The organism is Haloterrigena turkmenica DSM 5511 (assembly GCF_000025325.1).
Lineage (GTDB): Archaea > Halobacteriota > Halobacteria > Halobacteriales > Natrialbaceae > Haloterrigena > Haloterrigena turkmenica.
Map to the genome: position 1 here is coordinate 426,691 of NC_013743.1, position 21,804 is coordinate 448,494.

The window sequence follows — 21,804 nt, forward strand, 5'->3', positions numbered from 1 at the left end:
GAACCGTCCCAATCAGCGGGCTTTTTGCGCTCGCCGCCGTACGGCCTGCCATCCGCTCGCAATGAGGACCCCTCCGACGCGAGTCGCCGCCGCGCTCGCCGTGGTCGCGGTGCTCGCACTAGTCGCAGTCGCGGCCGGCGCCCCGCCGCTGTTCGCGGACGAATCGCCTGACGGCGCCGACCGAGCCGACGATCCGACCACCGCGGGGACCGTTGGCTACGTCGAGGGCTACTGGTACGACGACGAGCTCCCGGTCGACGAGGGGGACGACGCCGTCGTCGAGGACGACGAACTCGAGGCGGTCGTCTACCGATCGATGGCCCGCGTCGAGAAGATCCGCGGGCTGACCTTCGAGGACGACGTTCCGGTCGAGGTGATCTCCCGCGAGGAGTTCCGCTCTCAGGACAGCGCGTTCGTCGACTCGAACGAGAGCCAGCAGCGCGTCCGGAACGTCACCTACGAGGCGCTATTCATGGTCGACGCCGAGACCAACGCGACGACGGAGCTCCAGTCGATCTACGGCGGCAGCGTCGAGGGCTACTACGAGCCCTCGACCGACCGTATCGTCATCGTCTCGAACACGCCTGACCGACTCGAGCTCGACGAGATCGTGCTCGGCCACGAGCTGACCCACGCCCTCCAGGACCAGCAGTTCGATCTGTCGAACTACGAGCGCGCGACGATCGATCAGGAGGCGGCGGAGAACGGGCTCATCGAGGGCGACGCGGTCAGCGTCGAGACCGAGTACGAGCGACGCTGCGGGACGGACTGGGAGTGTCTCCCCGACGACGACTCCGACGGCGAAGCTCCGAGCAACTGGGGGCTCTACCTGACGCTGTATCAACCCTACAGCGACGGTCCGGCCTACGTCGACCACGTACGCGAGTCCGGCGACGGCTGGTCGGCGGTTAACGACCGCTACGAGGATCCGCCGACGAGTTCGTCGACGGTGATCCACCGCGAGGACCGCGACCCGGTCGACGTCTCGGTCGCCGATCGCTCGAACGAGTCGTGGCAGCCCCTCGAGGTCGGTGGCGAGGTCGCCACGGAGACGGTCGGTGAGGGGGCGATGGTCGCGATGTTCGCCAACGGCGCCTTCGAGCCGGGTCAGTCGTCGGTGCTCTCTCGCGAGGCCGTGCTCGGCGACGACCCGACGACGTTCGACTACAATCAGTCGTACACGGACGGCTGGGCCGGCGACGAACTGGTCACCTACGCCAGCGCGGACGCCGACGGAAACGCGAGCGCCGACACCGGCTACGTCTGGGAGACCGAGTGGCGATCGGCCGATCACGCCCGCGAGTTTGCCGGCGCCTACGTCGAACTGCTCGAGAACCACGGCGCCGACCCCGTTGAGGATCGACAGGATACCTACGCGATCGACGACGAGGGCTACCCCGGCGCATACTTCCTCGAGCGCGACGGCGAGACGGTGCGGATCGTCCACGCCCCGTCGGTCGCCGCACTCGACGGGCTCTCGGCGGGCGCCGCGCCGACGGGCGAGGATACGATCGAGCGAGTCGACGGAACCGACTCCGCCGAGGAGGAAGACGAGGATACAGCGGAAGCGGACGATTCGCTGCCCGGCTTCGCCGTCCCCGGAACGGGCGCCGCCGTCGCGATCGCACTGCTGGCGGCGCGAGCGCGGGCTCGGCGACTCGGAGCCGAGCGCGAGGCGGGATCGGATTCGTCGCCGCGGACGGCGCCGGTCACCGACGCGTCCCCACCTTCGACGCCGGCCGAACCCGACGCCGGACTCGAGTGGGCCGACGGCGGCCGTTCCGCCCGCGGTCGGGCCTGAACGACGAGCCTTTGTCCCTGCCCTCGAAACCGGCCTTCGATGCAACGGAGCCGCCTCGCGGTGCTCGCGCTCGTCGGTCTGGTGCTCCTCTCGGGGTGTACGGTCCCCGGTTCGCCCGACCGGTTCGACACGAGCCGGGAACCGGGGTACGTCGGCGACTACGCCCACGACGACACCTTCGCGTTCGATGACGAGGAGACGCTCACCGAGTCGCAACTCGAGGCGGTCAAGTATCGAGCGATGGCCCGAATCGAGGTCGTTCGCGGACTGAAGTTCGAGCGCGACGTCGATCTCGAGGTGATCTCGCGATCGGAGTATCGAGACCGGCGGGGCGATCCGAGTTCGGCGTCGGCGTTCACGAACGAACTGTGGCGCGGGGCGTTCGTCGTCGACGGCGAGACCGACGTCAACGAGGAGATGGACGCCCTCTACGGCACCAGCGTTCAGGGCTACTACGTGAACGACCGGATCGTCGTCGTCGCCGACGACACCGACGAGATTCGCATCAATCGCGAGACGCTGGTCCACGAACTGGTTCACGCTCTTCAGGATCAGCGCTTCGGCCTCGATCGCGACGGCGAGACGATCGACGAGCGGCGGGCCGAACTCGGCCTGATCGAGGGCGAAGCCAACTACGTCCCCCACCGCTACGCCGAGCGCTGCGGCGACGAGTGGCAGTGTCTCCCCGTCACGCCGGCGCCGGCCGAGGTCGGCGCCGATCGGCCGTTCAACGTCGGCCTCTTCCTCTCGATCTACGCGCCGTACGCGGAGGGGCCGTCGTTCGTCGACCACCTCCGCGAGCGCGGCGACTGGGCCGCGGTCGACGACGCCCACGACGACTATCCCGCCAGCACCAGCCAGGTGATCCACCCCGACCGCTATCCGGACGATCGGCCGGTCGATGTCGACGTCCCGGATCGCTCGAGCGACGAGTGGGAGCCGATCACCACCGGCAGCGAGATTCGAACCGAGACGGTCGGCGAGGCGACCCTCTTCGGCGCGCTGTGGGCCAACGACGTCGTCGAGCGCTCGATCACGGAGGGGGCGACCGAGCTCTCACCGTACAACTACTCGCATCCCGCGACCGACGGCTGGGCCGGCGACACCTTCACCGCCTACCGCGACGCCGACGGTGAGCGGACCGGCCACGTCTGGCGCCTCGCCTGGGAGAGCGAGGCCGACACTCAGGAGTTCGCCGACGCGTACCGCACCCTCCTCGAGTCCCGCGGCGCGGAGTCGGTCGACGCCGGGACGGATACGTACCGGATTCCCGACGGCGACCCCTTCGAGGGGGCCTACCGCGTGACCGTCACTGACGACGTCGTCACGATCGTCGGTGCGCCGACGGTCGACGACCTCGAGGGCGTCCACGCGCCGAGAGTGAACGCGTCGGCTGCGGTGGCCCCGCTGACCGGACCGACCGCGGTGACTGCACCAGCCGCGCCGAACGGACCGACCGCAACGGCCGCGCCGCCCGTCCCGTTGCGTGCGGGAACCGCGACGGCATCGACACCGGCGACGGCGGCGACGGCGTCCGCAGACGAGTAGCTTTTTTACTTCCCCGGGGAACCCTCGGATATGTCAAATCCGTTCGGTACCGTCCCGGCAGAGGCCGTTCTCGAGGGGCGCGCCACCGACGCCTACTTCGAGCGCACCCGCGCCACGCTCGAGCACGCGGGGAAGAACCCGCACGTCGTGGCCGAGGTGACCGCCGACCAGTTTCCCACCGGGTCCTTCGACGTCTTCACCGGCGTGAAAGACGTCGCCACGCTGTTCGAGGGCCGGAACGTCGACGTCGACGCCCTGCCCGACGGGCAGCTGTTCGACGGCGGGCCAGTCTTGCGAATCGAGGGCCCCTACCTCGAGTTCGCCGAACTCGAGACCTCTCTCCTGGGATTCCTCTCGCAGCCGAGCGGCTTCGCGACGGCCGCTCTCGAGGCGCGGCTGGCGGCGCCCGACTCGCTGGTGCTCTCCTTCGGCGCACGCCACGTCCACCCGTCGATCACGGCGACGGTCGAACGCGCCGCCCTGCTCGCGGGGCTGGACGGCTTCTCCCACGTCGCCGCGGGCGAGATCTTAGAGCGCGAACCCGGCGGGACGATGCCCCACGCGCTGATGTTCTGCTTCGGCGAGGGCAACCAGGACGAGGCCTGGACGGCCTTCGACGAGGCCGTCGGCGAGGACGTTCCGCGGATCGCACTGGTCGACACCTTCTGGGACGAGAAGAGCGAGAGCCTGCTGGCCGCCGAGACGCTGGGCGAGGACCTGGACGGCGTTCGCATCGACACAACGAGTTCCCGACGGGGCGACTTCCGGCACATCATCCGCGAAGTCCGCTGGGAACTCGACGCGCGGGGCCGCGAGGACGTCGACATCTTCTGTAGTGGCGGGCTCACCCCCGAGACCATCCGTCCCCTCCGCGACATCGCCGACGGCTTCGGCGTCGGCAGCCACATCACCGGCGCCGACTCGGTCGACTTCAGTCTCGACATCGTCGAGACGGAGGGCGAGCCGATCTCCAAGCGCGGCAAGCTCTCCGGCGTGAAGGAAGTGTACCGAACGCCCGACGGCGGCCACCACGTCGCGCTGGCCGACCGCGAGGGACCCGACGACGGCGAGGCGCTGCTCGAGCCGCTCGTCCGGGGCGGCGAAATCGTTCGGGAGTTCGACCTCGACGAGGCGAGCGACCGTTGTCTGGCCGACGCCGACGCGGTCGGCTTCGACTCGAGCGAGTAGCGGTCGTCGGTCAGGCCGCCTCCGTCGCCTCGAGGTCGGCGAGGACCTCGAGTCGGCGCTCGGTCGACGGATGCGTCGCGAACAGCCACCGCTGGAGTCGACCGGCGCGGTCGCCCCTCGGGGCGGAACCAACGGTCGCCGCTGCCGTCGCGTCGGCTTCCGGACGATCCAGCGGGAGAATCGACAGCGACGAGATGCTCGAGGCCGCCCGGAGGTCTTCGGCTGGCGTCTCGGCGATCCCGTCCTCGAGGGTTCGTAACGCGCTGGCCAGCGCCGCCGGCGATCCCGTCGCCGTTGCCGCGGTGCGGTCCGCGGCCAGCTCCCGTCCCCGAGAGAAGACGGCGACGGCGGGCGTCGCGAGCGCGAGCGTGACGACCGAAATCCCGCCGAACAGGAACCAGAGGAGTCGCTGCGGCGCTGCCGCGATCCCCATGAGCGTGTAGCCGACGAACTTTCCGGGCGAGCGCCGCAGGAACGCGGCCGGCGATTCGGTCTCGTCGGGGCGGGCGAAGGCCAGTCGGCCCGCCTTCGATTTGAGCGTCCGCGCGAGGACGATCGGCGTCGCGGCGGCGGTCATCACCATCGCGTCGCGGTTCGCGACGTGGGCCAGTTCGTGGGCGACGACCGCCTCGAGTTCCGCGTCCTCGAGCGCGTCGATGGTCCCGCGCGAGAGGACGAGGTGGACGTTCTCGGGACGGAAGCCGACGACGAGGGCCTCGGGCGCCGACCGATCGGAGACGGCGATCGTCGGGGCCGGAACGTCGAGTTGCGCCGCGGCTCTGGTCACGGCCGCGTCCAGCGTCGGGTACGCGTCCGACGGGACCGGTCTCGCGTCGGCGTGGACCGCGACGGTGCTGATCTGGCCGAGTTGGACGGCGACGAAGACCGCGAGCAGTCCGAGCGCGACCACTCCTGCGACGATCGACGGGAGCGCGAACAGCGACACGATGGCCGAGACGATCCGCCAGATAACGGCCAGGAAGGCGACTGTCAGAGCCGCGAGGACGAGCGTTGTCGCGATCATCCGGAGACCGAGCGACAGTCGGGGAGGGACTTCACTCACTGTTTCTCATTCCGGAATAAACACTCCTCGTACATAATGTCGCTGGGTGGACGTGTTCCGACCGGCGATACGAACTCCCGGTCGCGGTAAGTCGGCGCTCGGGTCCGCGACTGGCTGGAACCGGGGGAGGGGAGACGGACGATCGATGCACCTCTGTAGGGGCCGAAGCGACGCAACGGCGGGGGACCGGTCCGCCCTCAGTTCAGGTCTGCACCGTCGAACCGCCAGTAGCCGATCGCCAGCGGGACGACGATCCAGGTCAGCAGGACGACGGCGGCGAACCAGTCGCTCAGATAGAACGGGAGCTCGCCGCTCACGCGGTTCGAGAGGAGGAGGGTGTCCGGGTTCTCGAACGCCGCGTCCGGGACGTCTTCGACGATGTTCTCCATCCCGATGATCCCCCAGATGAACTGGTCGGCGAGTTCGCTCGAGACCTGCCGGTAGGCGTCGAGGGGATTCAGCCGGAGCAGGAAGAAGTACCACTCGGGGGCCTCGAGTCCCGGCATGCTCCCCTCGAGGAGGTAGTGAACGCCGGCGACGAGCGGATGCCAGATCAGGGAGAACACGACGTAGCTCCCGATCGCACCGCCCATCGCCTGCATCCGCGAGGAGGCCATCGCGGAGACGCCGACGGCGATGGCGGCAAACGCCAATCCGAGCAGGATCGTCAGTGCCGAGTAGCCGAGGTAGGTCCCCAGCGGGACGGAATCGAACATCGCCACCGCCATGCCGACGGTCAGCACGACCGTCAGGAGCGTCGCGACGAAGACGACGCCGAGTCGGCTGACGAACTTACCGACGAAGACGTCCCATCGACTGTGCGAGAGGCCGAACAGCACCCGCAGACTGCCCGACTGGCGCTCGCCGACGATCGCCATGTAGCCGACGATCAGCGAGACGATCGGGATGAACAACAGCCCGCCGATATTGGTGACGGTGACGATCAACTGGGTCGGCTCGACCTCCGAGAGGTCCTGGGTCGACGCGCTGACCGCGACCAGCGCCATGAGGAAGAGGAAGACGCCCATCACCGCCCAGACCAGCTTGGAGCGGATGGCGTCCTCGAAGTCCTTGCGGGCGATCAGCGTCGAACTCATCGGTCCACCCCCGTTTCCGCGTCGACGGTCGCACGATCAGACCCGCTCGAGTCGATGCGTGCGCCACCGTCGGTTGTCGGGTGGCTGGCCCGTCCCGACCCGTCGGACGACTCTCCCGTCCGGACCGAGTCCGCGTCCGTCCCGGTAAACGCCGTAAAGAGGTCCTCAAGCGTCGGCTCCTCGACGTCGAAGTCGACGATCGTCGCCCCGGAGTCGACGAGGCGATGGATCGCCAGCGCCTTCGCGGCCGGATCGGCGTAGGTGACCCGAAGCCGCCCGTCCTGGCGGACCGTCACGTCGGTGATGCCGTCGATTTCGCCGAGATCGACGACCGGCTCCTCCGCGACGTCGACGACGAGACTCGAGCTGACGCCGGAGCGCTCGCGCAGGCCTGCAATGGTGTCGTCGGTGACGAGGTCGCCGTCGTCCAAGATGCCGACCCGATCACAGACGGCCGACACCTGACCGAGGATGTGACTCGAGAAGAAGACGGTCGTCCCGTCGGCGGCCTCCTCGCGGATGATCTCCTGGAACGTCCGAATGCCGTGGGGATCGAGGCCGCTCGAGGGCTCGTCCAAGATCAGCAGGTCGGGATCGCCGACCAGCGCCATCGCCATCGCCAGCCGCTGGGCCATCCCCTTCGAGTAGTCGCCGACCGGGCGCTCGGCGTCCGCGCGGTCGAGGCCGACGCGGTCGAGCAGCGCCTCGGGCGACTCGCTGCCGCCTTTGGACGCGAGGGCGAACTCGAGGTGGCGATACCCCGAGGAGCGTTCCCAGAGGTCGAACCCGTCGGGGAGGATGCCGACCCGGTCGCGGACGGCGTCGGTTTCGTCCTGCGCGTCGTGGCCGAGCACCGTCGCCGAACCGTCGGTCGGTCGGATGAAGTCGAGCAGGAGGTCGATCGTCGTCGTTTTGCCGGCGCCGTTGGGACCGAGGAAGCCGAACACCTCGCCCTCGTCGACGGACAACTCGAGCCCCTCGAGGGCCGCTTCGTCACCGTAGCGCTTCGTCAGGTTCCTCGTCTCGATGGCCGCCATGGTTACCACTCCACCTCCGATTTTGCGGCGGCGGACGGATGACCGGCCGCGGGCGCGGTACGCGCGCGCTCGGCGAGCGAGCGTGCGGGAGCGGTTCGAAACGTCGTCGACGCCGGACTGCCGGCCGTTCCGGGCGCGGCGTGGGCGGCGCGATAGTGCGGATCGCTCATTGCGTTTCGAGCGTCGGCCGGAACGATCCTATAAGACGGTTCACAGTTGTCGGCCCCTCAGCCGTGCCGAACGTTTATATAGGACGAGCGGTCGAACCGCTCAGCGGGCCAGTCCGTCCTGCAGGTCCTCGAGGGCCGCGCGGCTGGACGAGCCGAGCAGGACGCGGCTGAACTGGCCGACGAGCCAGGCGAAGCCGTTGCAGATCGCCAGCGAGAGCAGCAACGCGAGGAGTCCGACGGCCGAGACCGCGAGCGCTTCGGGGAGGGACGTCACCTCCCACTCGGTGATCGTGACGGCGAACTCGGCCCCGATCAGGAGGTCGTTCCACGGCAGTTGCAGCGACGGCGTGAGCTGGATCGGCTCGCCCTCGTTGACGAAGCCGACGTGGACGTTCGGGTTGTGGTAGTACAGCGGCGTCAGCAGGAGCGTTATCGCGGTCGTGAACAACATGACCAGCATGGAAAACGCCGCGGTCCCGATGGCGAACTTCGCGACGAGAAAGCCCATCGCCTTGTACGTCTCGCGGCCGAGCAGGAGCGAGCGGAACCCGTCCGTCGCGTCCTCGTCGTCGAGGAACGGGTACTCCGGCGAGTCGATTTCGACCGAGAGCAGGTAGCGAGCGCTCGCGCGCTCGAAGGCCGCGAAGACGTGGCTGGCCAGAAGCACTGCCAGTAGAATCGGCGCGCCGACGAGGATCACCAGCAAGCCGACGCCCAGAGAAACCCCCGTGACCAGAAAGACGAAATAGAGGAGTCCGAGCGGGAACGCCAGCAGCAGATACAGCAGGTTCAGATAGGTCTGGGGACGAAACGGGCTCGTTATCGCCGTCTGGACCGCCCGCCGGGCGGTCCCGGGAGGGGAGCGACCGGATCGGTGACTCACGACCGATTCTTTTCGGCCGTCTAACATAAATCTTGGCGGAGGCCGATCGACGCGGCGAGCGCGGCCGTCGACGCGCTTTTCCGTCGCGTTCCGCAGGCACCGCTCGGTTGCCTCGAGGGTCGCGCGAACCGGTTACGGATCCGAACGATTATTTTCCTGTCGAACGCGATTCGAGACAGACGTGTCGTTTCGACAACCGAACAGCCACGGCGAGTCCGCACTCGAGTCAGCCGGCCGTCCGTCCCGGTCGCTCACAACCGAGTCGCGCCCGGGAGCGGGTCGTCGTGGCGCTCGAGGGGACTGCCGATGACGGCCGGCGTCGATCCCGAGACCGAGGAGTTGCTCACCCTCCTCGAGGACGAGTACGCGCGGACGATCATCGTCGAAACGTACCGCGAGGCCCGGTCGGCCGACGCCCTGAGCGACGCCTGCGACGCCGACCCCTCGACCGTCTACCGACGCATCGATCGCCTCCAGGAACGGGGGCTCTTGCAGGACCAGCAACGGCTCGATCCGAACGGCCACCACTACAAGGTCTACGTCGCCAGCCTCGAGCACGTCGGGATCGACGTCACCGAGGACGGGTTCGACGTCACGGTCGAGTACGCCGAGGAAGACGCCGCCGACACCTTCACACGGCTCTACGAGGAGTTTTCGGGATGATCGGAACTACCAGCGCGACGACCGGCGGGCTCGAGGCGATCCGCGGAGCGACTGCGTCCGTCGCATTCAGGAGGCCCACGTCCGGAAGAGTCGTGTCGCCGCTGGGCGATTCCCCTGCACTCGAGTCGTCGCCGACGCCGGATCCGGTTCAGGTCTCGGTCGACAGCGTCGGCGGATCGACGCCCGTCGTGCTCGCTGCCATCGTGACCTTCTTCGTGGCGACCGTCCTCGCCGTGCTCGTCACTTACCGGTTCGTCGAGGGCTACCGCCGGACGAAGGCACGGCCGATCCTGTGGCTCGCCGTCGGCATGTTCCTGCTCGCACCGAGCCCGATGTTCCTCCGCCTGCTCGCGGGCAACGTCGCGGCGATTCCCCTCTCGGCGCAGTTGCTGTTGACGACGCTGTCGGAACTGTGCGGCCTGCTCGTCATCCTCTATGCCGTCTACACCACCTGAAAATGACACTCGAATCCATCACCGCGGTCGCGTCCGCCCTCACGGCAGTCGTCGGACTGTTCGTCGCCTATCTCGCGTATCGCGGCTACCGGCGCAACGACAGTCGGACGATGCGCGCGCTCGCGTTCGGCATCGTCTGTATCGCCGTCGTTCCCTACGTGATCCTCTATCTCGCCGATCCGTCCCTCGGACTCACCGACGCCCAGGGCCTGCTCGCGATCACCCTCTCTCACACCGTCGGACTGGCCGCCATCTACCGGACGTTCGACCGCGGATCGTCCGACGCGTGATCGGTGGTTGCTCCGGCGTCTCCACTCGAGAGCTGATGTCTCGAAAATCCGCGTGTCGATTGGCGACGCGTATCGCTTCCCCGTCTGCGTCCGACTCCCCTGTGATCGAGCCTACAGTTCCTCGATGCTCCCGTCGGCTTCGCGCTCGCGGAAGACCTGGCCCTCGAACAGCGTGACGACGACGTCGTCGTCCTGCCAGGCCGTCGGCGGCAGCCCCGCCTTTCGACAAGTGCGATCGAGGTACTCGCGGGCGCTCCACTGGTTCTCGACCGGCACCGTCGGGTAGAGCCAGCCGCCCTCGCCGCCGCCGTCGATGGAGATCCCGTGGGTCCCCAGTTCGAGATCCGCCAGGGGATCGTCCGTCAGGAGAACGTTCCTGACGGCACAGACCGAGACGGTGAGATTCGGCAGCTCGGAGGGGGTCACCTCGGAGCCACAGGAGTCCTCGCTGGCGGCCTCGATCGCCGAATCGACGATCACGTGACCGAGCTGTTCCCCGGATCGGTAGCCGCCGGCGCAGCCGCGAAGGCTCCCCCGGCCGCGCGTTGACTCGAGCCGAACGAACGCGCCGGTTCGCTCGTAGAAGGCCTCGCGCATGCTGCCCGGTTGTTCTCGTTGCCCGTGTTGTACGAAAGATTCGACGGCTTCGCGCGCGAGTTCGACCGCGCGTGCACCGTCTTCGTAGGAGAGTTCGACGCCCTGTCGCTGGGACATACAGATGTACATGGGAATAGTCGTCCTAAAACGCTTCCATTCGTTACGGTGTTCTTTTTGTACGTCGACCGGGGGACTTATTCGGCCGACGCGCCTACCTCGAGTGGGAGAGAGAGCCCGGCCGCCGCGATGGCCCCGCCGGCAACGGCGCGGCCACCTACCGTTGGCCACCTCTCCGAGGTGCCCAACGTACCTAACGTGGCCCATCTCTTCGAGATGCGCCACGCTCGCGAGGAAAGTCCCCCCACCTGTTCGGGCAGGTGACCGGACGCAAGTCCGGAGCGGGAGACCGCTGGCTCTGGAACAGAAACGACACGTCTCGGCCCGACCGATGATGCCTGCGAACCCGACCGAGAGGAAGGGGAGCTAACCGGCAGAGGGAAGCGTGGTTCGAATCCACGGATCGCGCCGACGGCGCGATCGACCGTACAGAGACGGCCGAGGACCGATGGAACGGCGAACCCTCACCGGTGCAAGTCCGCGCCGTGGTAGCCCGAACGCCCCGCGGTTTCCGCGGACGGCGCGGACGCTCAGCCGAATGCCGGATCGAACAGAAGGGGGCTTACTCCTCTCACCCGTTTTCACGTCCTCGAGTGGCGACGCGATACCAGCGTCGTTTTCGTTCACAGTTCGACGCGGCACTCACGTCAGGTAGTCCAATGAGCCGGGAACGGGTTTTCGAAGCAGGCTCGTAGAAGAGAACGGATTCTCGTCTTCGCACGGTCGCCGACGTCGGGTGCTGAAAACGCTCGGTCGACGAACCGGTGTCGCTTTCGTTCTCTTAACAGCCCTGGTTCTCGCCTCCGTTTTTCTTTCTTTTCTTCTTCTTTCCGTTCTCGTCATCGCCGGTGCCCTCGTTAGTCGCACGCGCTTCGGTCAGTTGCACGTTCTCGTTCACCTGATAGTTCAGCTGCTCCGCCACCGCGTCGCCGCGGTCCGTGGCGTACGCGACCGCGCCGAACTGCTCGTTGACGTTCAGCTGCTCGACGAACTGTAACTGGTCGATGTCGACCTCGGCGACTTGCTGGGAACGCTCGCCGTCCCCGGTCTCGTAGGCGACCGCCCACGACTCGTCGCCGTTCGTGTCCGTCCCGTTCACTACCGCACTCGCGCTGCGATGAGACTTGTCGATGTTCAGCGCCTCCGCCGACGCGACCTGCGCGTTGAAGTTCCCCTGGTAACTCTCTTGACGGGCCGTCGCCTGACTGTCGTCGACCCCGACGGCGATAGCCGCGTTCTGCAGGTTGATGTTCTCCTGCCCGACGCTCTGTACCTGCGTGACGTCGGCCGACGCCGTCTGCGCGTTCGACTGATCCGCTCCGGCTTTCGAGCGGGTCAGCTTCTCCTCCGAAACCGAGCCGACCATGTCGGCGCTGGCGGTGGCTTCGTCGAGGGATTTCGAATCGAAGTCGATCGCGGCGGCGTCGGCGACCTGTTCGTTCAGGTTACCCTGCGAACTCACCTGGCACGCCTCCGCGACGCTCCCGCTGCCGGCGGCGATCGCGATGGCGACGCCCTGTTCGCTGACGTTCAGCTGCGAGACCGTCTGGGATTGCTCGACCGATGCGTCGGCCTCCTGGCGGTCGCCGTCGCCGATGTTCGCCGCGACGGCGTCGGCGTGCTGGTAGTTCTCGTTCGTCTGCGAACTGCGCTGGTACGCCCGCGATCGGCTCCCGTTCTCTGCGATCGCGACCGCGGTGTTCTGGCTGTTGTAGTTGTACTGGTCGACCTCCTGGCTCTGATCGATCGTCGCCTCGGCCGACTGCTCGCTCTGATAGGCGTCCTCGCCGACGACCAAGCCGGTGAACTCCCGACACTCGGCCTCCTCGGCGAAGACGACGTACGCCTGGCCGACGCCGGTGAACGTCCAGTCGGTCGTCTTCTCCTCAACGGTTACCGATTCGGCGCTCCCGGCCTGGGTGTTGGTGTTGTTCTGGTCGGCCTGCTGTGCCGCCGTCGCCTCGCCGCCGTCGATCGCGATGCTGACGGCGTTGCCCTGCTGGGTGACGTTGAGTTGGGAGACGTCCTGGTACTGGATGACCTGCGCGGCTGAGTCCTGCGACGCCGCGGCGATCTCGTCCTCGTGCTCTTCGACCCACGAGTCGAGATCGGCTTCGGACGAGTCGGCTCCGAAGACCAGATACACGCTGTCACCGTCGACGTCGCGCTTTCCGTCCGAGTCCGCGTGCGAACGGCCAGTACCCGTTACGAGGGCGCCGGCACCGAATCCGGTCGCTGCGATTCCTTTGAGATAGCCTCTTCGCTTCAGTCCGTCCTGGTTTTCGTGATTGTCAGCCATGACGCAGTTCGGCAGATGATAATTCCGTATTCTGTTATTGACCGACACACTGCAATAATTAGCTCTCTACCACATTGTTTCAAAACTGAAACGGTACGGCGTGAGCCGTTGTATACGCCGCTCGGTGGCTGTTCAGGGATGCGGCTCGAGCAGCGGACGGTCAAACGCGGGCGACCCTCGAGTCAGTCTATGAGGACAGCGTCGCTCCGCGGTGGGGTTTCAGCGAGCGCGGTCGCTCCGACCGCCCGAACGAAACCGAAAAAAGCGATCAGTCACGCGTCGACGTGGCCGATTCAGGGAGCCGGATCGACGGTGACCGTCCGTGAGTCGAAGCCGTTCTCGCACTCGATTCGCACCGGAAACACGTCTGTCGTCTGGACGGGGTAGGTCCTGTAGCCGAGCGTGACCGTGGTGCTCCGACCCGATGCGAGGGATACGTACTGGTTGTCGACCTCCGTCGGATCGTGACCGACGATACACCGCGCGTACCCCTGTAGTCGCAGGCGCCCGTGGTTCGTAATTCGTGCCGTCACGTTGAGCCACTGCCCGCCCTGAACCGGTTCGTTCGTTCTGATGATCTGTACCGTTGGTCGCGTGTGTCGACCCGCCGCAGTCGACGCACCGCCGACGCCGGTGACCGCCGCGACGAGGGTGCCCGTCCCCCTCAGGATCTCTCTTCGTTCCATGACACACCGTGATCTTCGCTATCGCTCATCATAGTGTCATTCGGCGTCGATTCGACACTCCCCGTACGATTTCACCCCTTGAACGACCGCGACAGAACGCGTACCGATCGGATCGACCGACCGCTCACCGTCCGTCGGGTTGACTGTTCGGTGAAACGACCGCTCGCTTTCCGTGGTGGTGCGTTCGGGCGATACTCGTGCGGTTTCGGCCCGTACACTCACCGTTTCGGAATCGGGATCGCGGGCCGGTCTTCGTTCTAACTACTTTCCCGCGGAACCATACGCATAGATTCAATCGGGCTCGAGTGGGACGCCCGAGAGATGGAACACGAACTCAAGGAGACGGACGCCGAACCCGTCGCAGTCGTGAACTTCCTGACCCAGTCGCCGGTTCGGATCGCCATCCTGGATCGACTCGACGAGACCGACCGGCTGAGCAAGACCGAACTGCGCGACGAGTTCGACGTCTCGCGGGTGACGGTCCAGCGGAACCTCGACGCACTCGAGGACCGAGACCTGATCCGCAGTCACGTCCACGAGTACGAGATCCGTCCGCTGGGCGAACTCGTCGCCGACGAGCTCGACGCGACGATCGACACTATCGCCTTCGCCGAACGAATTCGACCGTTTCTCCGCTGGTTTCCCGAGACGGCACTCGAGTTCGACGTCCGAGCGCTCGCCGACGCCACGGTCGTCGTCTCGGACTCGACGGACCCGTACGCCCCGGTGAACCGCCACATCGAGGCGATAGAGCGGGCGGATCGCTTCCGGTGTCTGCTTCCGGCGATCGGGTTACCGGCGCTGACGGTCGCCCACGAGCGCGTCGTCGAGCACGATCAGCGCCAGGAAATCATCTGCAGTCCAGCCCTCGAGTCGACGGTGCGATCGGAACCGGAGTATCGGGACCTGGTCGCCGATATCACGTCCCACGACGACTGCACGATGCGCGTCGCGGACAGCGAACTCACCTACTATCTCGGCCTCTTCGAGGAGGTCGTCCAGATCGGCGTCGAGGACGACGACGGCATCCCTCGAGCGCTGGTCGAAACCGAGGCGTCCGAGATTCGGACGTGGGCGACCCGGACGTACGATTGCTATCGCGAGCGATCGGAGCCGACCTCTCTCTGAGACGACCGTCGGTTCGACTCGAGGTACTCAGTATTGGGAAGAGAAACGCCTCGACGGAGCCTCACGCAAGCCAGACGGGACCGGAGATTCCGCTGGAAACCGGCGGCGAAGCCGCTACTGGTGTATGAGCGTCCTGACGGAGTCCAACGCGAGCCGGGCGGGACCGAAGGTCCCGCTGGAAACCGGCGGCGAAGCCGCCAGTGACGCTAGCGAGCGTTGGGCACGTCAGGACCGAACGCAAAAGCGAGTGCTGAACAACGTGAAGCACTCGCGATAAGTGAGCGTCCTGACGGAGATTTGAACTCCGGTCCCTGGCTCCGCAAGCCAAGAGGATAGTCCACTACCCTATCAGGACTCATCTCTTAGTAACCGGGTGACCATTAAAGCACTTTCGAAAGCGACCGGCTCCCGCACGACAATTTCACGCACGACCTGCTTGTAAACGGCCGTCTCTCGAGATCGGACAACGATAGCCCGGCGCCCCGTCGACCACGCTGACGTTTATATTCGATCAGGCGCCCAGCGAGAGCCATGATCCGCCGCTCGAGTCTCGTCGACACACGGTCCGAGGCCGCCGTGTCGGACCGACCGAAATCGCTCGATCGAATCGGTAGCACCGCCGTACTCGTCGGCCGTCGACCCGCGCCGGGACGCCGAATGAACAACGCTTATGCGCGGCCTACCCATGCACGAACATAGAATGAGCGACATCGAGGGCGTGTACGAAGACCTCGAGGCCGACGTTTCTCTCGAGGAGTTTCGCGAGGCCGTCGAGGCGAAAGTCGAGCAGATGGGCGGACTCGCGGACGAGGAGACGGCGGCGATGCTCGTCGCTCACGAGATCGGCGAGAGCGAGGTCGGCGGCATCGCCGACATCGAACCCGGCATGGAGGAGGCGAAGTTCGTCGCCAAAGTGCTCTCGATCGGCGACGTACGGACGTTCGAACGCGACGGCGAGGACGAGGACGGCCGCGTCGTCAACGTCGAGGTCGCCGATGAGACTGGCTCCGTCCGGGCCGCCTTCTGGGACGAGCACGCCGAGGCCGCCACCGAGGAACTCGAGGAGGGCCAGGTACTGCGAATCAAGGGGCGTCCCAAGGAGGGCTTTTCCGGCGTCGAGGTCAGCGTCGACGACGTCGAACCGGATCCGGACACGGAGATCGACGTCCAAGTTTCGGACACTCACACCGTCGAGGCCCTCTCGCTCGGTCTCTCGAACGTCAACCTCGTCGGGCTGGTCTTAGACACCGACAGCGTCCGCACCTTCGACCGCGACGACGGCTCCGAGGGGAAGGTGTCGAACCTCGTCCTCGGCGACGAGACCGGCCGCATCCGCGTCACGCTGTGGGACGAGCAGGCCGACCTCGCGACCGAGTTCGACCCCGGCGAGACCGTCGAGGTGATCGACGGCTACGTCAAGGAACGCGACGGCAACCTCGAGCTCCACGTCGGCAACCGCGGCGCCGTCGAGGAAGTCGACGAGGAGGTCGAGTACGTCCCCGAGAGCACGCCCATCGAGGACCTCGAGATCGGCCAGACGGTCGACATCGCGGGCGTCGTCCGCTCTGCGGACCCCAAGCGGACCTTCGACCGCGACGACGGCTCCGAGGGCCAGGTCCGGAACATTCGCGTCCAGGACGCGACCGGCGACATCCGCGTCGCGATGTGGGGCGAGAAGGCCGATCTCGACGTCGGGCCGGGCGACGAGGTCGCACTCGGCGACGTCGAGATCCAGGACGGCTGGCAGGACGACCTCGAGGCCTCCGCGGGCTGGCAGTCGACGATCACGGTTCTCGAGTCCGACTCCGGCAGTTCCGGCGGCGAGAGCGCTGCGGACGATGCGAGCAACGAGAACGCCGGTCTCTCGGCGTTCGGTGGCGATGCCGACGGCCCAGCCGAGGAGGAAAGCGAAACAAGCGCCGCCTCGAGCGACGACGCCCGTGGCACCACCGGTGCCAACGCCGACGCCGAAACCGACGAGCCGACCGACGGCGAGGAACTCGAGTTCACCGGCGTCGTCGTGCAGGCCGGCGACCCGGTCGTACTGGACGATGGCGAGTCGACGATGAGCGTCGCGACCGACGCCGACGTCGGCCTCGGCGAGGAGGTCACCGCCCGCGGGATCGTCCGGGACGGTCGCCTCGAGGCAAACGACGTGTTCTGACGGCGCGAGCAACCTCATCGGACGTCTAGGAAAAGCGTTAAGGGACTTTGCTCCGCCTAGCATGGTATGAACGTCGAACTCCCGTTCGCCCCGGTGGACACGATCATCCGGCGGAACGCGGGCGATCTACGGGTGAGTGCCGACGCGTCGAAGGAACTCGCAACGCGGATTCAGGAACACGGAAGCGAGCTCGCAATCGACGCCGCCGAGCAAGCGACCCGAGACGGGCGCAAGACGCTGATGGCCCAGGACTTCGGCGTCGAGACGGTCGTCGATAAGGACGACCTCGAGCTGCCGGTCGCGCCCGTCGACCGTATCGCCAGACTCGAAATCGACGACCGATATCGCGTCTCGATGGACGCCCGGGTGGCGCTGGCAGACATTCTCGAGGACTACGCGGACAACGTCGCTCGAGCGGCCGCGACCCTCGCGCGCCACGCCGACCGCCGGACGATCACCGAAGACGACATCGAGACGTACTTCTCGCTGTTCGAGTGAGATGCAGTTTGGCTACAGCGAGACTTGTCTCGCACACGATCCCGGTTCGCGCCACCCGGAGTCGCCGGACCGGCTCCGCGCGATACGGGAGCGACTGAAGAAGAAACACGGCGTCGAGTACGTCGAGGCAGACCCCTGCGATCTCGACCGGCTGGCGGCCGTCCACGAGCGGGAGTACCTCGAGTCCGTCCGGGAGTTCTGCGCCGACGGCGGCGGCAACTGGGACCCCGACACGAGCGCGGTCGAGGAGACCTGGGACGCGGTCTGCCAGAGCGCCGGGCTCGCCTGCTGGGCCGTCGAGGCCGCCCTCGAGGGAGCGACGGGGCGGCGGACGCCGTTCTCGATCGGCCGGCCGCCGGGCCACCACGCCGTCTACGACGACGCCATGGGGTTTTGCTTCGTCAACAACGTCGCGGTCGCCGCCCAGTACGCGCTGGACGCGTACGACGTCGATCGGGTCGCGATCGTCGACTGGGACGTCCACCACGGCAACGGGACCCAGGACATCTTCTACGATCGCGACGACGTCTTCTTCGTCTCGATCCACGAACAGGGGCTCTATCCGGGCACCGGCGCCGTCGACGAGACCGGCGAGGGAGCGGGCGAGGGAACCACGATGAACATCCCGATGCCCGCCGGCACCGACGACCGCGAGTATCTCGCGGCGGTCGAGGGGCCGATCAGCCACGCGCTGACCGACTACGATCCCGATCTGCTCCTGATCAGCGCCGGCTTCGACGCCCATCGCCACGATCCGATCTCGCGCATTCGGCTCTCGACGGAGGCCTACGCCCTGATGACCGACCGATTCCGGACGCTGGCCGACGAGACCGACGCCGCCTTCGCCTTCATCCTCGAAGGCGGCTACGGACTGGACGTTCTCGCGGACAGCGTCGCCATCGTCCACGAGACCTTCGACGGACGCGAGCCGATCGAGCCCGACTCGGAGTTCGGCGAGAAGGCCGAGTCGGCGCTCGACGAGGTTCTCGAGGCGCACGGACTGGATATCGACCTCGGGGACTGAGTACTGACCTCGATTCGAAACGACGCACTCTCTGTCTCCCTTCTCGCGGCCGCGGTTCAGGGTCGCGGCTCGAAGTACCGCGCCAGCTCTCGGCCGAACTCCTCGCACAGCGTCGCGATCCCGTCGCCGACCAGCACCTCGTATTCGTCCTCGAGGGCTGTCTCGACGTGAGCGCCGAGCCCGACGTCGAAGAGCCGATCGCTCTCGAGGAATCCGCGAGCCGTGGTGAACTCGCGGGGCCGTTCGGTGACGTAGCGATCGCCGTCGATGAAGGGGCCGTAGGCGTCGGGATCGTCGGCGTATGCCTCGTAGAACCCGTCGGCGTGACTCCGGACGTGGATCGGCGGCCCGTCGTGGCGCTCGACGGCGGGCCGGTTCGCGACCGCGAGTTCGGCGAGGATCACCGCGGTGTCGTCGGCGACCGTCGTCGCCCGGAAGACGTCGAAGCCGCGGTCGTCGAGGCCGGTCGTGATCCCCTCGAGGGATTTCCGTAGCTGCGGGTAGAGCTGGTCTTCGACGAGGTCGGGTGCCTCGAACTGGACCGCGATCGGCGTGGTGCCCCGCCGCTCGAGGTGTGCGCGCAGGGCCGTCTCATCGAGCGGATCGGGATCGTCGGGCTCGAACACCTCGGTGCGGGGGGCTTCGAGAAACCTGCGAGCGTAATGCTGGAGGCGAGCGACGTTCTCGGCGGCACAGACGGCGGCGACGTTGCGCTCGGGATCGGTGGGATCGATGACGATCAGTGGATCGTCGAACGGGAGGTCGGCGTCGCCGACCTCCGCATTCCGAGACGCCTTCGCCGTCTCGTGCTCCCGGCCGTGGTCTTCGGGATCGAGTTCGACCGGCGGCTGCCACTCGGCCGCGGCCTCGAGCAACTCTCGGAAGCCGCCGTACTCGACGACGAGGAGTTCGGTGAGATAGCCGCTGAAACCGCGCGTTCGGAGGTCGCTCCCGTAGGCGCCGATCCCCTTGAGGAACTGCTTGGCGAGCCGGACGTCGGCGGTCAGCTCGTCGTCGAGTCGCGCCTGCAAGTAGCTGGTGTGGAAGGGCGTGCGGTCGACGGCCGAGCGAATTTCGATCGCCGACTCGAGGCGGAAACAGGGGACGACGTCGACGTCGAACCCCTCGACGGTCCCCTTGACGTAGGGGTGTTCGGCGTACTCTTCGTGGCCCTCGGGAAGCGTTTCGTGGCCGACCTCGAGGCCGTAGCGCTCTAAGGTCTCGCGGTCGAGTTCCGGCGGGAAGCGCACGAAGATGTCGATATCACGATCGCCGCTGATCCAGGTGTTTCGGGCGGTGGAGCCGACCTGCATCACGTCGGCCTCGGGAGAGCGCTCGGTCGCGGCGGCCTCGGCGCGCTCGATGAGGCGGTCGGCGACCGTCCGGAGGCGGTCGCGCTCCTCGGCGTCGGGCTCGATATGCTCACGGATCGCGGCGACGACCGACTCGACGTCGTCGCGGTCGTCGTCGATGCTCGAGCCGCGCTCGTCGACCGTCCCACTGGTCCCTCGCTCGTCGCTCTCGGCGTCCTCCTCGCTCATCAGGTAGGGCTACTCGAGCGGTGCGTGAAAGGGTGTCGAACCGCCGGAAGCGAAAACGAAAGCCCTATCAAATACACCCGGCTATCATGAGATGAGCCGAAGTAGCTCAGATGGTAGAGCACCTCGCTGTTACGGTGACACAGTGTTTCGCTGGTCGCCGCAGATACGAGGTTGTCCCAGGTTCGAGTCCTGGCTTCGGCGCTGTTTTCTCGATTTCAACTTACGAGGAGTTCTCTCCGAGCAAAAGCAGGAGAGAAAACAGCGGAACAAGACAGACTCGAACACGCGAGTCGCATGCGGCCGAACAAAGTAAGGCCGACCGTCTCGCACCTGTTCGAGTCCTGGCTCCGGCGCTCGCAAATTTCTTCGACATTTTCGAGTAGATCAGAACGCATAGCGTTCCGAGCGTACTGTTTTTCGAACACTACTCGCGAGGAGCGATAGCGTCACTCGACTCTGTACTTCGCAAACGCGAAAACACCGGATTCGAACGCGCAACTCGCAGTTCGGTCTCCGCGTCCTGTTGTTTATATCCGATCGAGCGGCCAGACCGTTCGTGTCGGATCGAACCACGTGTTACGAGAATCTCGAGCAGCCACAGAAGCGCGGCCACGCGACCGAAGCGATCGTTCGGGCGGCGTTCGCGGTGCGCGATATCCCCGTCCTCGTTCCCACCTCCGATAACGAACCGTACGATCTCGTCGTCGAAGTCGGGGGTCGGTTCCACCGCATACAGTGCAAGACGGCCTACCGAAAGAGCGAGGGGACGGTCGCGTTCGAGACGGTCGTCACGCGACGGCGTGGCGACGGCTACGATCGCGAGGACTACCACGGACGCGCGGAGTACTTCGCGGTCTACGATCCGATCAACGACAACCGGTATCTGATTCCTGTCTCGGACGCGGCGGACGGGAAGATGGAGATTCGGTTTCGGGAACCGAACAACGGGCAACGGGTCGGGATCAACTGGGCCGAAGATTACCTGCTCGAGGAGCGACTCGCCGATCTCCGGCGGCCCCGATAGCGATAGCGCTGGCTTCAGCCGTCCCGGAGCTGGCCGATCGAATCCAGCGGGACCAGCGAGTAGTCGACGCGATCGACGGCCTCGATCGCGCGGAGGGTGCCGACGAACGTCGACATCGCCTCGAGATCGCCCTCGAGGACGAACAGGTCGACGAAGTAGCCGGGTTCCGACCGCGATTCCGGGTCGCGATCTGTGTCGCACGACGGACAGCCACACCCCTCGCCGACGTGACCGTGGTCGGTCGAGGCGACGACGTCGTCGTACTCGTGGCGCAGTTCCGTCACGCGGCGTTCGACGCGCTGGCTGCCGAACTCGTAGAAGACGCTGACGACGCCGGCGAGGGGTCGGTCCTCGAGACGGTCGTCCTCGAACTCCGCGAGTAGCGTCCGCGCGCTCTCGCGGACGACCTCGCTGCGACCGGTGTAGTCGTGATCGGCGGCGTGGGTGTCGAGTCGATCGATCAGGTCTGCAGGCATCGAGACGCTGACGATGGGCATCGTCGATATGAAGATCGGATAGAGCCATAATAGT

General features: G+C 66.6%; 21 protein-coding genes, 2 tRNA genes and 1 other RNA gene. 13 read left to right on the forward strand and 11 right to left on the reverse strand.

Going from position 1 to position 21,804, the window contains the following annotated elements; translation table 11 throughout:
- Positions 1-61 precede the first annotated feature (61 nt).
- From HTUR_RS01965 to HTUR_RS01975, 3 genes are read left to right on the forward strand one after another with little or no spacing between them, the layout of a single operon-like run.
- Positions 62-1,801: an Hvo_1808 family surface protein gene (locus HTUR_RS01965; protein WP_012941623.1), complete on the forward strand. Its 1,740-nt coding sequence runs from the start codon at positions 62-64 to the stop codon at positions 1,799-1,801.
- 39 nt (positions 1,802-1,840) lie between these two features.
- Positions 1,841-3,349 carry an Hvo_1808 family surface protein gene (locus tag HTUR_RS01970; RefSeq protein WP_012941624.1) on the forward strand — a complete coding sequence of 503 codons (1,509 nt, stop codon included), beginning with the start codon at positions 1,841-1,843 and terminating at the stop codon, positions 3,347-3,349.
- Between the two features lie 30 nt (positions 3,350-3,379).
- Positions 3,380-4,537 (forward strand): nicotinate phosphoribosyltransferase, encoded by a 1,158-nt coding sequence (locus HTUR_RS01975; RefSeq protein ID WP_012941625.1) that lies wholly within the window; start codon positions 3,380-3,382, stop codon positions 4,535-4,537.
- 10 nt (positions 4,538-4,547) lie between these two features.
- On the opposite strand, the gene HTUR_RS01980 is transcribed toward HTUR_RS01975, so the two are convergent.
- The 5 genes from HTUR_RS01980 to HTUR_RS01995 form a co-directional block, all read right to left on the reverse strand.
- Entirely contained in the window at positions 4,548-5,561 is a 1,014-nt protein-coding gene (locus HTUR_RS01980) for a M48 family metalloprotease (RefSeq protein ID WP_049941565.1), read from the reverse strand.
- Positions 5,562-5,797: 236 nt separating this feature from the next.
- Positions 5,798-6,697, reverse strand: a complete 900-nt coding sequence (locus tag HTUR_RS01985; protein ID WP_012941627.1) for an ABC transporter permease — start codon at positions 6,695-6,697, stop codon at positions 5,798-5,800.
- On the reverse strand, positions 6,694-7,734 hold the full coding sequence (locus HTUR_RS01990) for an ABC transporter ATP-binding protein (protein WP_012941628.1): 1,041 nt from the start codon (positions 7,732-7,734) through the stop codon (positions 6,694-6,696). The genes HTUR_RS01985 and HTUR_RS01990 overlap by 4 nt, the downstream gene beginning before the upstream one ends.
- 2 nt (positions 7,735-7,736) lie before the next feature.
- Positions 7,737-7,904 (reverse strand): hypothetical protein, encoded by a 168-nt coding sequence (locus HTUR_RS27170; protein WP_187291467.1) that lies wholly within the window; start codon positions 7,902-7,904, stop codon positions 7,737-7,739.
- Positions 7,905-8,004: 100 nt separating this feature from the next.
- On the reverse strand, positions 8,005-8,787 hold the full coding sequence (locus tag HTUR_RS01995; protein ID WP_049941818.1) for a sensor domain-containing protein: 783 nt from the start codon (positions 8,785-8,787) through the stop codon (positions 8,005-8,007).
- Between the two features lie 306 nt (positions 8,788-9,093).
- On the opposite strand from HTUR_RS01995, the gene HTUR_RS02000 reads away from it, so the two are divergent.
- The 3 genes from HTUR_RS02000 to HTUR_RS02010 are packed head-to-tail and all read left to right on the forward strand — an operon-like array spanning position 9,094 to position 10,195.
- The gene (locus tag HTUR_RS02000) at positions 9,094-9,450 is read left to right on the forward strand and encodes a helix-turn-helix transcriptional regulator (protein WP_012941630.1); all 357 of its coding nucleotides are present in this window, start codon (positions 9,094-9,096) and stop codon (positions 9,448-9,450) included.
- A complete protein-coding gene (locus HTUR_RS02005; RefSeq protein ID WP_012941631.1) occupies positions 9,447-9,905 on the forward strand; it encodes a DUF7521 family protein in 459 nt (152 codons plus the stop codon). The genes HTUR_RS02000 and HTUR_RS02005 overlap by 4 nt, the downstream gene beginning before the upstream one ends.
- Before the next feature lie 2 nt (positions 9,906-9,907).
- On the forward strand, positions 9,908-10,195 hold the full coding sequence (locus tag HTUR_RS02010) for a DUF7521 family protein (protein ID WP_012941632.1): 288 nt from the start codon (positions 9,908-9,910) through the stop codon (positions 10,193-10,195).
- Between the two features lie 111 nt (positions 10,196-10,306).
- Here the strand turns inward: HTUR_RS02010 and HTUR_RS02015 are convergent, their stop codons facing one another.
- Positions 10,307-10,909: a TIGR00296 family protein gene (locus HTUR_RS02015; protein WP_049941819.1), complete on the reverse strand. Its 603-nt coding sequence runs from the start codon at positions 10,907-10,909 to the stop codon at positions 10,307-10,309.
- 105 nt (positions 10,910-11,014) lie between these two features.
- Between HTUR_RS02015 and rnpB the strand changes: the two genes are divergently transcribed.
- An RNA gene (gene rnpB / locus HTUR_RS18630) (RNase P RNA component) lies at positions 11,015-11,486 on the forward strand.
- Between the two features lie 204 nt (positions 11,487-11,690).
- Here the strand turns inward: rnpB and HTUR_RS02020 are convergent.
- A complete protein-coding gene (locus HTUR_RS02020; RefSeq protein ID WP_012941634.1) occupies positions 11,691-13,208 on the reverse strand; it encodes a hypothetical protein in 1,518 nt (505 codons plus the stop codon).
- Between the two features lie 293 nt (positions 13,209-13,501).
- Positions 13,502-13,894, reverse strand: a complete 393-nt coding sequence (locus HTUR_RS02025) for a hypothetical protein (RefSeq protein WP_012941635.1) — start codon at positions 13,892-13,894, stop codon at positions 13,502-13,504.
- A gap of 321 nt (positions 13,895-14,215) precedes the next feature.
- Here HTUR_RS02025 and HTUR_RS02035 point away from each other — a divergent pair, with 321 nt between their 5' ends.
- The gene (locus tag HTUR_RS02035) at positions 14,216-15,022 is read left to right on the forward strand and encodes a helix-turn-helix transcriptional regulator (RefSeq protein ID WP_012941636.1); all 807 of its coding nucleotides are present in this window, start codon (positions 14,216-14,218) and stop codon (positions 15,020-15,022) included.
- Positions 15,023-15,304: 282 nt separating this feature from the next.
- Here HTUR_RS02035 and HTUR_RS02040 read toward each other — a convergent pair.
- Positions 15,305-15,377, reverse strand: a tRNA-Arg gene (locus tag HTUR_RS02040).
- Between the two features lie 345 nt (positions 15,378-15,722).
- On the opposite strand from HTUR_RS02040, the gene HTUR_RS02045 reads away from it, so the two are divergent.
- The 3 genes from HTUR_RS02045 (at position 15,723) to HTUR_RS02055 (ending at position 18,708) form a co-directional block, all read left to right on the forward strand.
- Positions 15,723-17,186: a single-stranded DNA binding protein gene (locus HTUR_RS02045; protein ID WP_012941638.1), complete on the forward strand. Its 1,464-nt coding sequence runs from the start codon at positions 15,723-15,725 to the stop codon at positions 17,184-17,186.
- Between the two features lie 66 nt (positions 17,187-17,252).
- Positions 17,253-17,684: a histone family protein gene (locus tag HTUR_RS02050; RefSeq protein WP_012941639.1), complete on the forward strand. Its 432-nt coding sequence runs from the start codon at positions 17,253-17,255 to the stop codon at positions 17,682-17,684.
- Position 17,685: 1 nt separating this feature from the next.
- Positions 17,686-18,708, forward strand: coding sequence for a histone deacetylase family protein (locus HTUR_RS02055; RefSeq protein WP_012941640.1), 1,023 nt, complete (start codon positions 17,686-17,688; stop codon positions 18,706-18,708).
- Between the two features lie 56 nt (positions 18,709-18,764).
- On the opposite strand, the gene cca is transcribed toward HTUR_RS02055, so the two are convergent.
- On the reverse strand, positions 18,765-20,249 hold the full coding sequence (gene cca / locus HTUR_RS02060; protein ID WP_012941641.1) for a CCA tRNA nucleotidyltransferase: 1,485 nt from the start codon (positions 20,247-20,249) through the stop codon (positions 18,765-18,767).
- Between the two features lie 95 nt (positions 20,250-20,344).
- On the opposite strand from cca, the gene HTUR_RS02065 reads away from it, so the two are divergent.
- Both HTUR_RS02065 and HTUR_RS02070 read left to right on the forward strand, forming a co-directional pair.
- Positions 20,345-20,450 (forward strand) — tRNA-Asn (locus HTUR_RS02065).
- Between the two features lie 355 nt (positions 20,451-20,805).
- Positions 20,806-21,273 carry a group I intron-associated PD-(D/E)XK endonuclease gene (locus tag HTUR_RS02070; protein ID WP_012941642.1) on the forward strand — a complete coding sequence of 156 codons (468 nt, stop codon included), beginning with the start codon at positions 20,806-20,808 and terminating at the stop codon, positions 21,271-21,273.
- 14 nt (positions 21,274-21,287) lie between these two features.
- On the opposite strand, the gene HTUR_RS02075 is transcribed toward HTUR_RS02070, so the two are convergent.
- Positions 21,288-21,770 (reverse strand): CopG family ribbon-helix-helix protein, encoded by a 483-nt coding sequence (locus HTUR_RS02075; RefSeq protein ID WP_012941643.1) that lies wholly within the window; start codon positions 21,768-21,770, stop codon positions 21,288-21,290.
- Between the last annotated feature and the right edge of the window lie 34 nt (positions 21,771-21,804).

What these genes read in the sequence shown, in the direction of transcription:
- HTUR_RS01965 (WP_012941623.1), top strand. Translation starts at nt 62, where the DNA reads ATGAGGACCCCTCCGACGCGAGTCGCCGCCGCGCTCGCCGTGGTCGCG.
- HTUR_RS01970 (WP_012941624.1), top strand. Translation starts at nt 1,841, where the DNA reads ATGCAACGGAGCCGCCTCGCGGTGCTCGCGCTCGTCGGTCTGGTGCTC.
- HTUR_RS01975 (WP_012941625.1), top strand. Translation starts at nt 3,380, where the DNA reads ATGTCAAATCCGTTCGGTACCGTCCCGGCAGAGGCCGTTCTCGAGGGG.
- HTUR_RS01980 (WP_049941565.1), bottom strand. Translation starts at nt 5,561, where the DNA reads ATGATCGCGACAACGCTCGTCCTCGCGGCTCTGACAGTCGCCTTCCTG.
- HTUR_RS01985 (WP_012941627.1), bottom strand. Translation starts at nt 6,697, where the DNA reads ATGAGTTCGACGCTGATCGCCCGCAAGGACTTCGAGGACGCCATCCGC.
- HTUR_RS01990 (WP_012941628.1), bottom strand. Translation starts at nt 7,734, where the DNA reads ATGGCGGCCATCGAGACGAGGAACCTGACGAAGCGCTACGGTGACGAA.
- HTUR_RS27170 (WP_187291467.1), bottom strand. Translation starts at nt 7,904, where the DNA reads ATGAGCGATCCGCACTATCGCGCCGCCCACGCCGCGCCCGGAACGGCC.
- HTUR_RS02000 (WP_012941630.1), top strand. Translation starts at nt 9,094, where the DNA reads ATGACGGCCGGCGTCGATCCCGAGACCGAGGAGTTGCTCACCCTCCTC.
- HTUR_RS02005 (WP_012941631.1), top strand. Translation starts at nt 9,447, where the DNA reads ATGATCGGAACTACCAGCGCGACGACCGGCGGGCTCGAGGCGATCCGC.
- HTUR_RS02010 (WP_012941632.1), top strand. Translation starts at nt 9,908, where the DNA reads ATGACACTCGAATCCATCACCGCGGTCGCGTCCGCCCTCACGGCAGTC.
- HTUR_RS02015 (WP_049941819.1), bottom strand. Translation starts at nt 10,909, where the DNA reads ATGTCCCAGCGACAGGGCGTCGAACTCTCCTACGAAGACGGTGCACGC.
- HTUR_RS02020 (WP_012941634.1), bottom strand. Translation starts at nt 13,208, where the DNA reads ATGGCTGACAATCACGAAAACCAGGACGGACTGAAGCGAAGAGGCTAT.
- HTUR_RS02025 (WP_012941635.1), bottom strand. Translation starts at nt 13,894, where the DNA reads ATGGAACGAAGAGAGATCCTGAGGGGGACGGGCACCCTCGTCGCGGCG.
- HTUR_RS02035 (WP_012941636.1), top strand. Translation starts at nt 14,216, where the DNA reads ATGGAACACGAACTCAAGGAGACGGACGCCGAACCCGTCGCAGTCGTG.
- HTUR_RS02045 (WP_012941638.1), top strand. Translation starts at nt 15,723, where the DNA reads ATGAGCGACATCGAGGGCGTGTACGAAGACCTCGAGGCCGACGTTTCT.
- HTUR_RS02050 (WP_012941639.1), top strand. Translation starts at nt 17,253, where the DNA reads ATGAACGTCGAACTCCCGTTCGCCCCGGTGGACACGATCATCCGGCGG.
- HTUR_RS02055 (WP_012941640.1), top strand. Translation starts at nt 17,686, where the DNA reads ATGCAGTTTGGCTACAGCGAGACTTGTCTCGCACACGATCCCGGTTCG.
- cca (WP_012941641.1), bottom strand. Translation starts at nt 20,249, where the DNA reads ATGAGCGAGGAGGACGCCGAGAGCGACGAGCGAGGGACCAGTGGGACG.
- HTUR_RS02075 (WP_012941643.1), bottom strand. Translation starts at nt 21,770, where the DNA reads ATGCCCATCGTCAGCGTCTCGATGCCTGCAGACCTGATCGATCGACTC.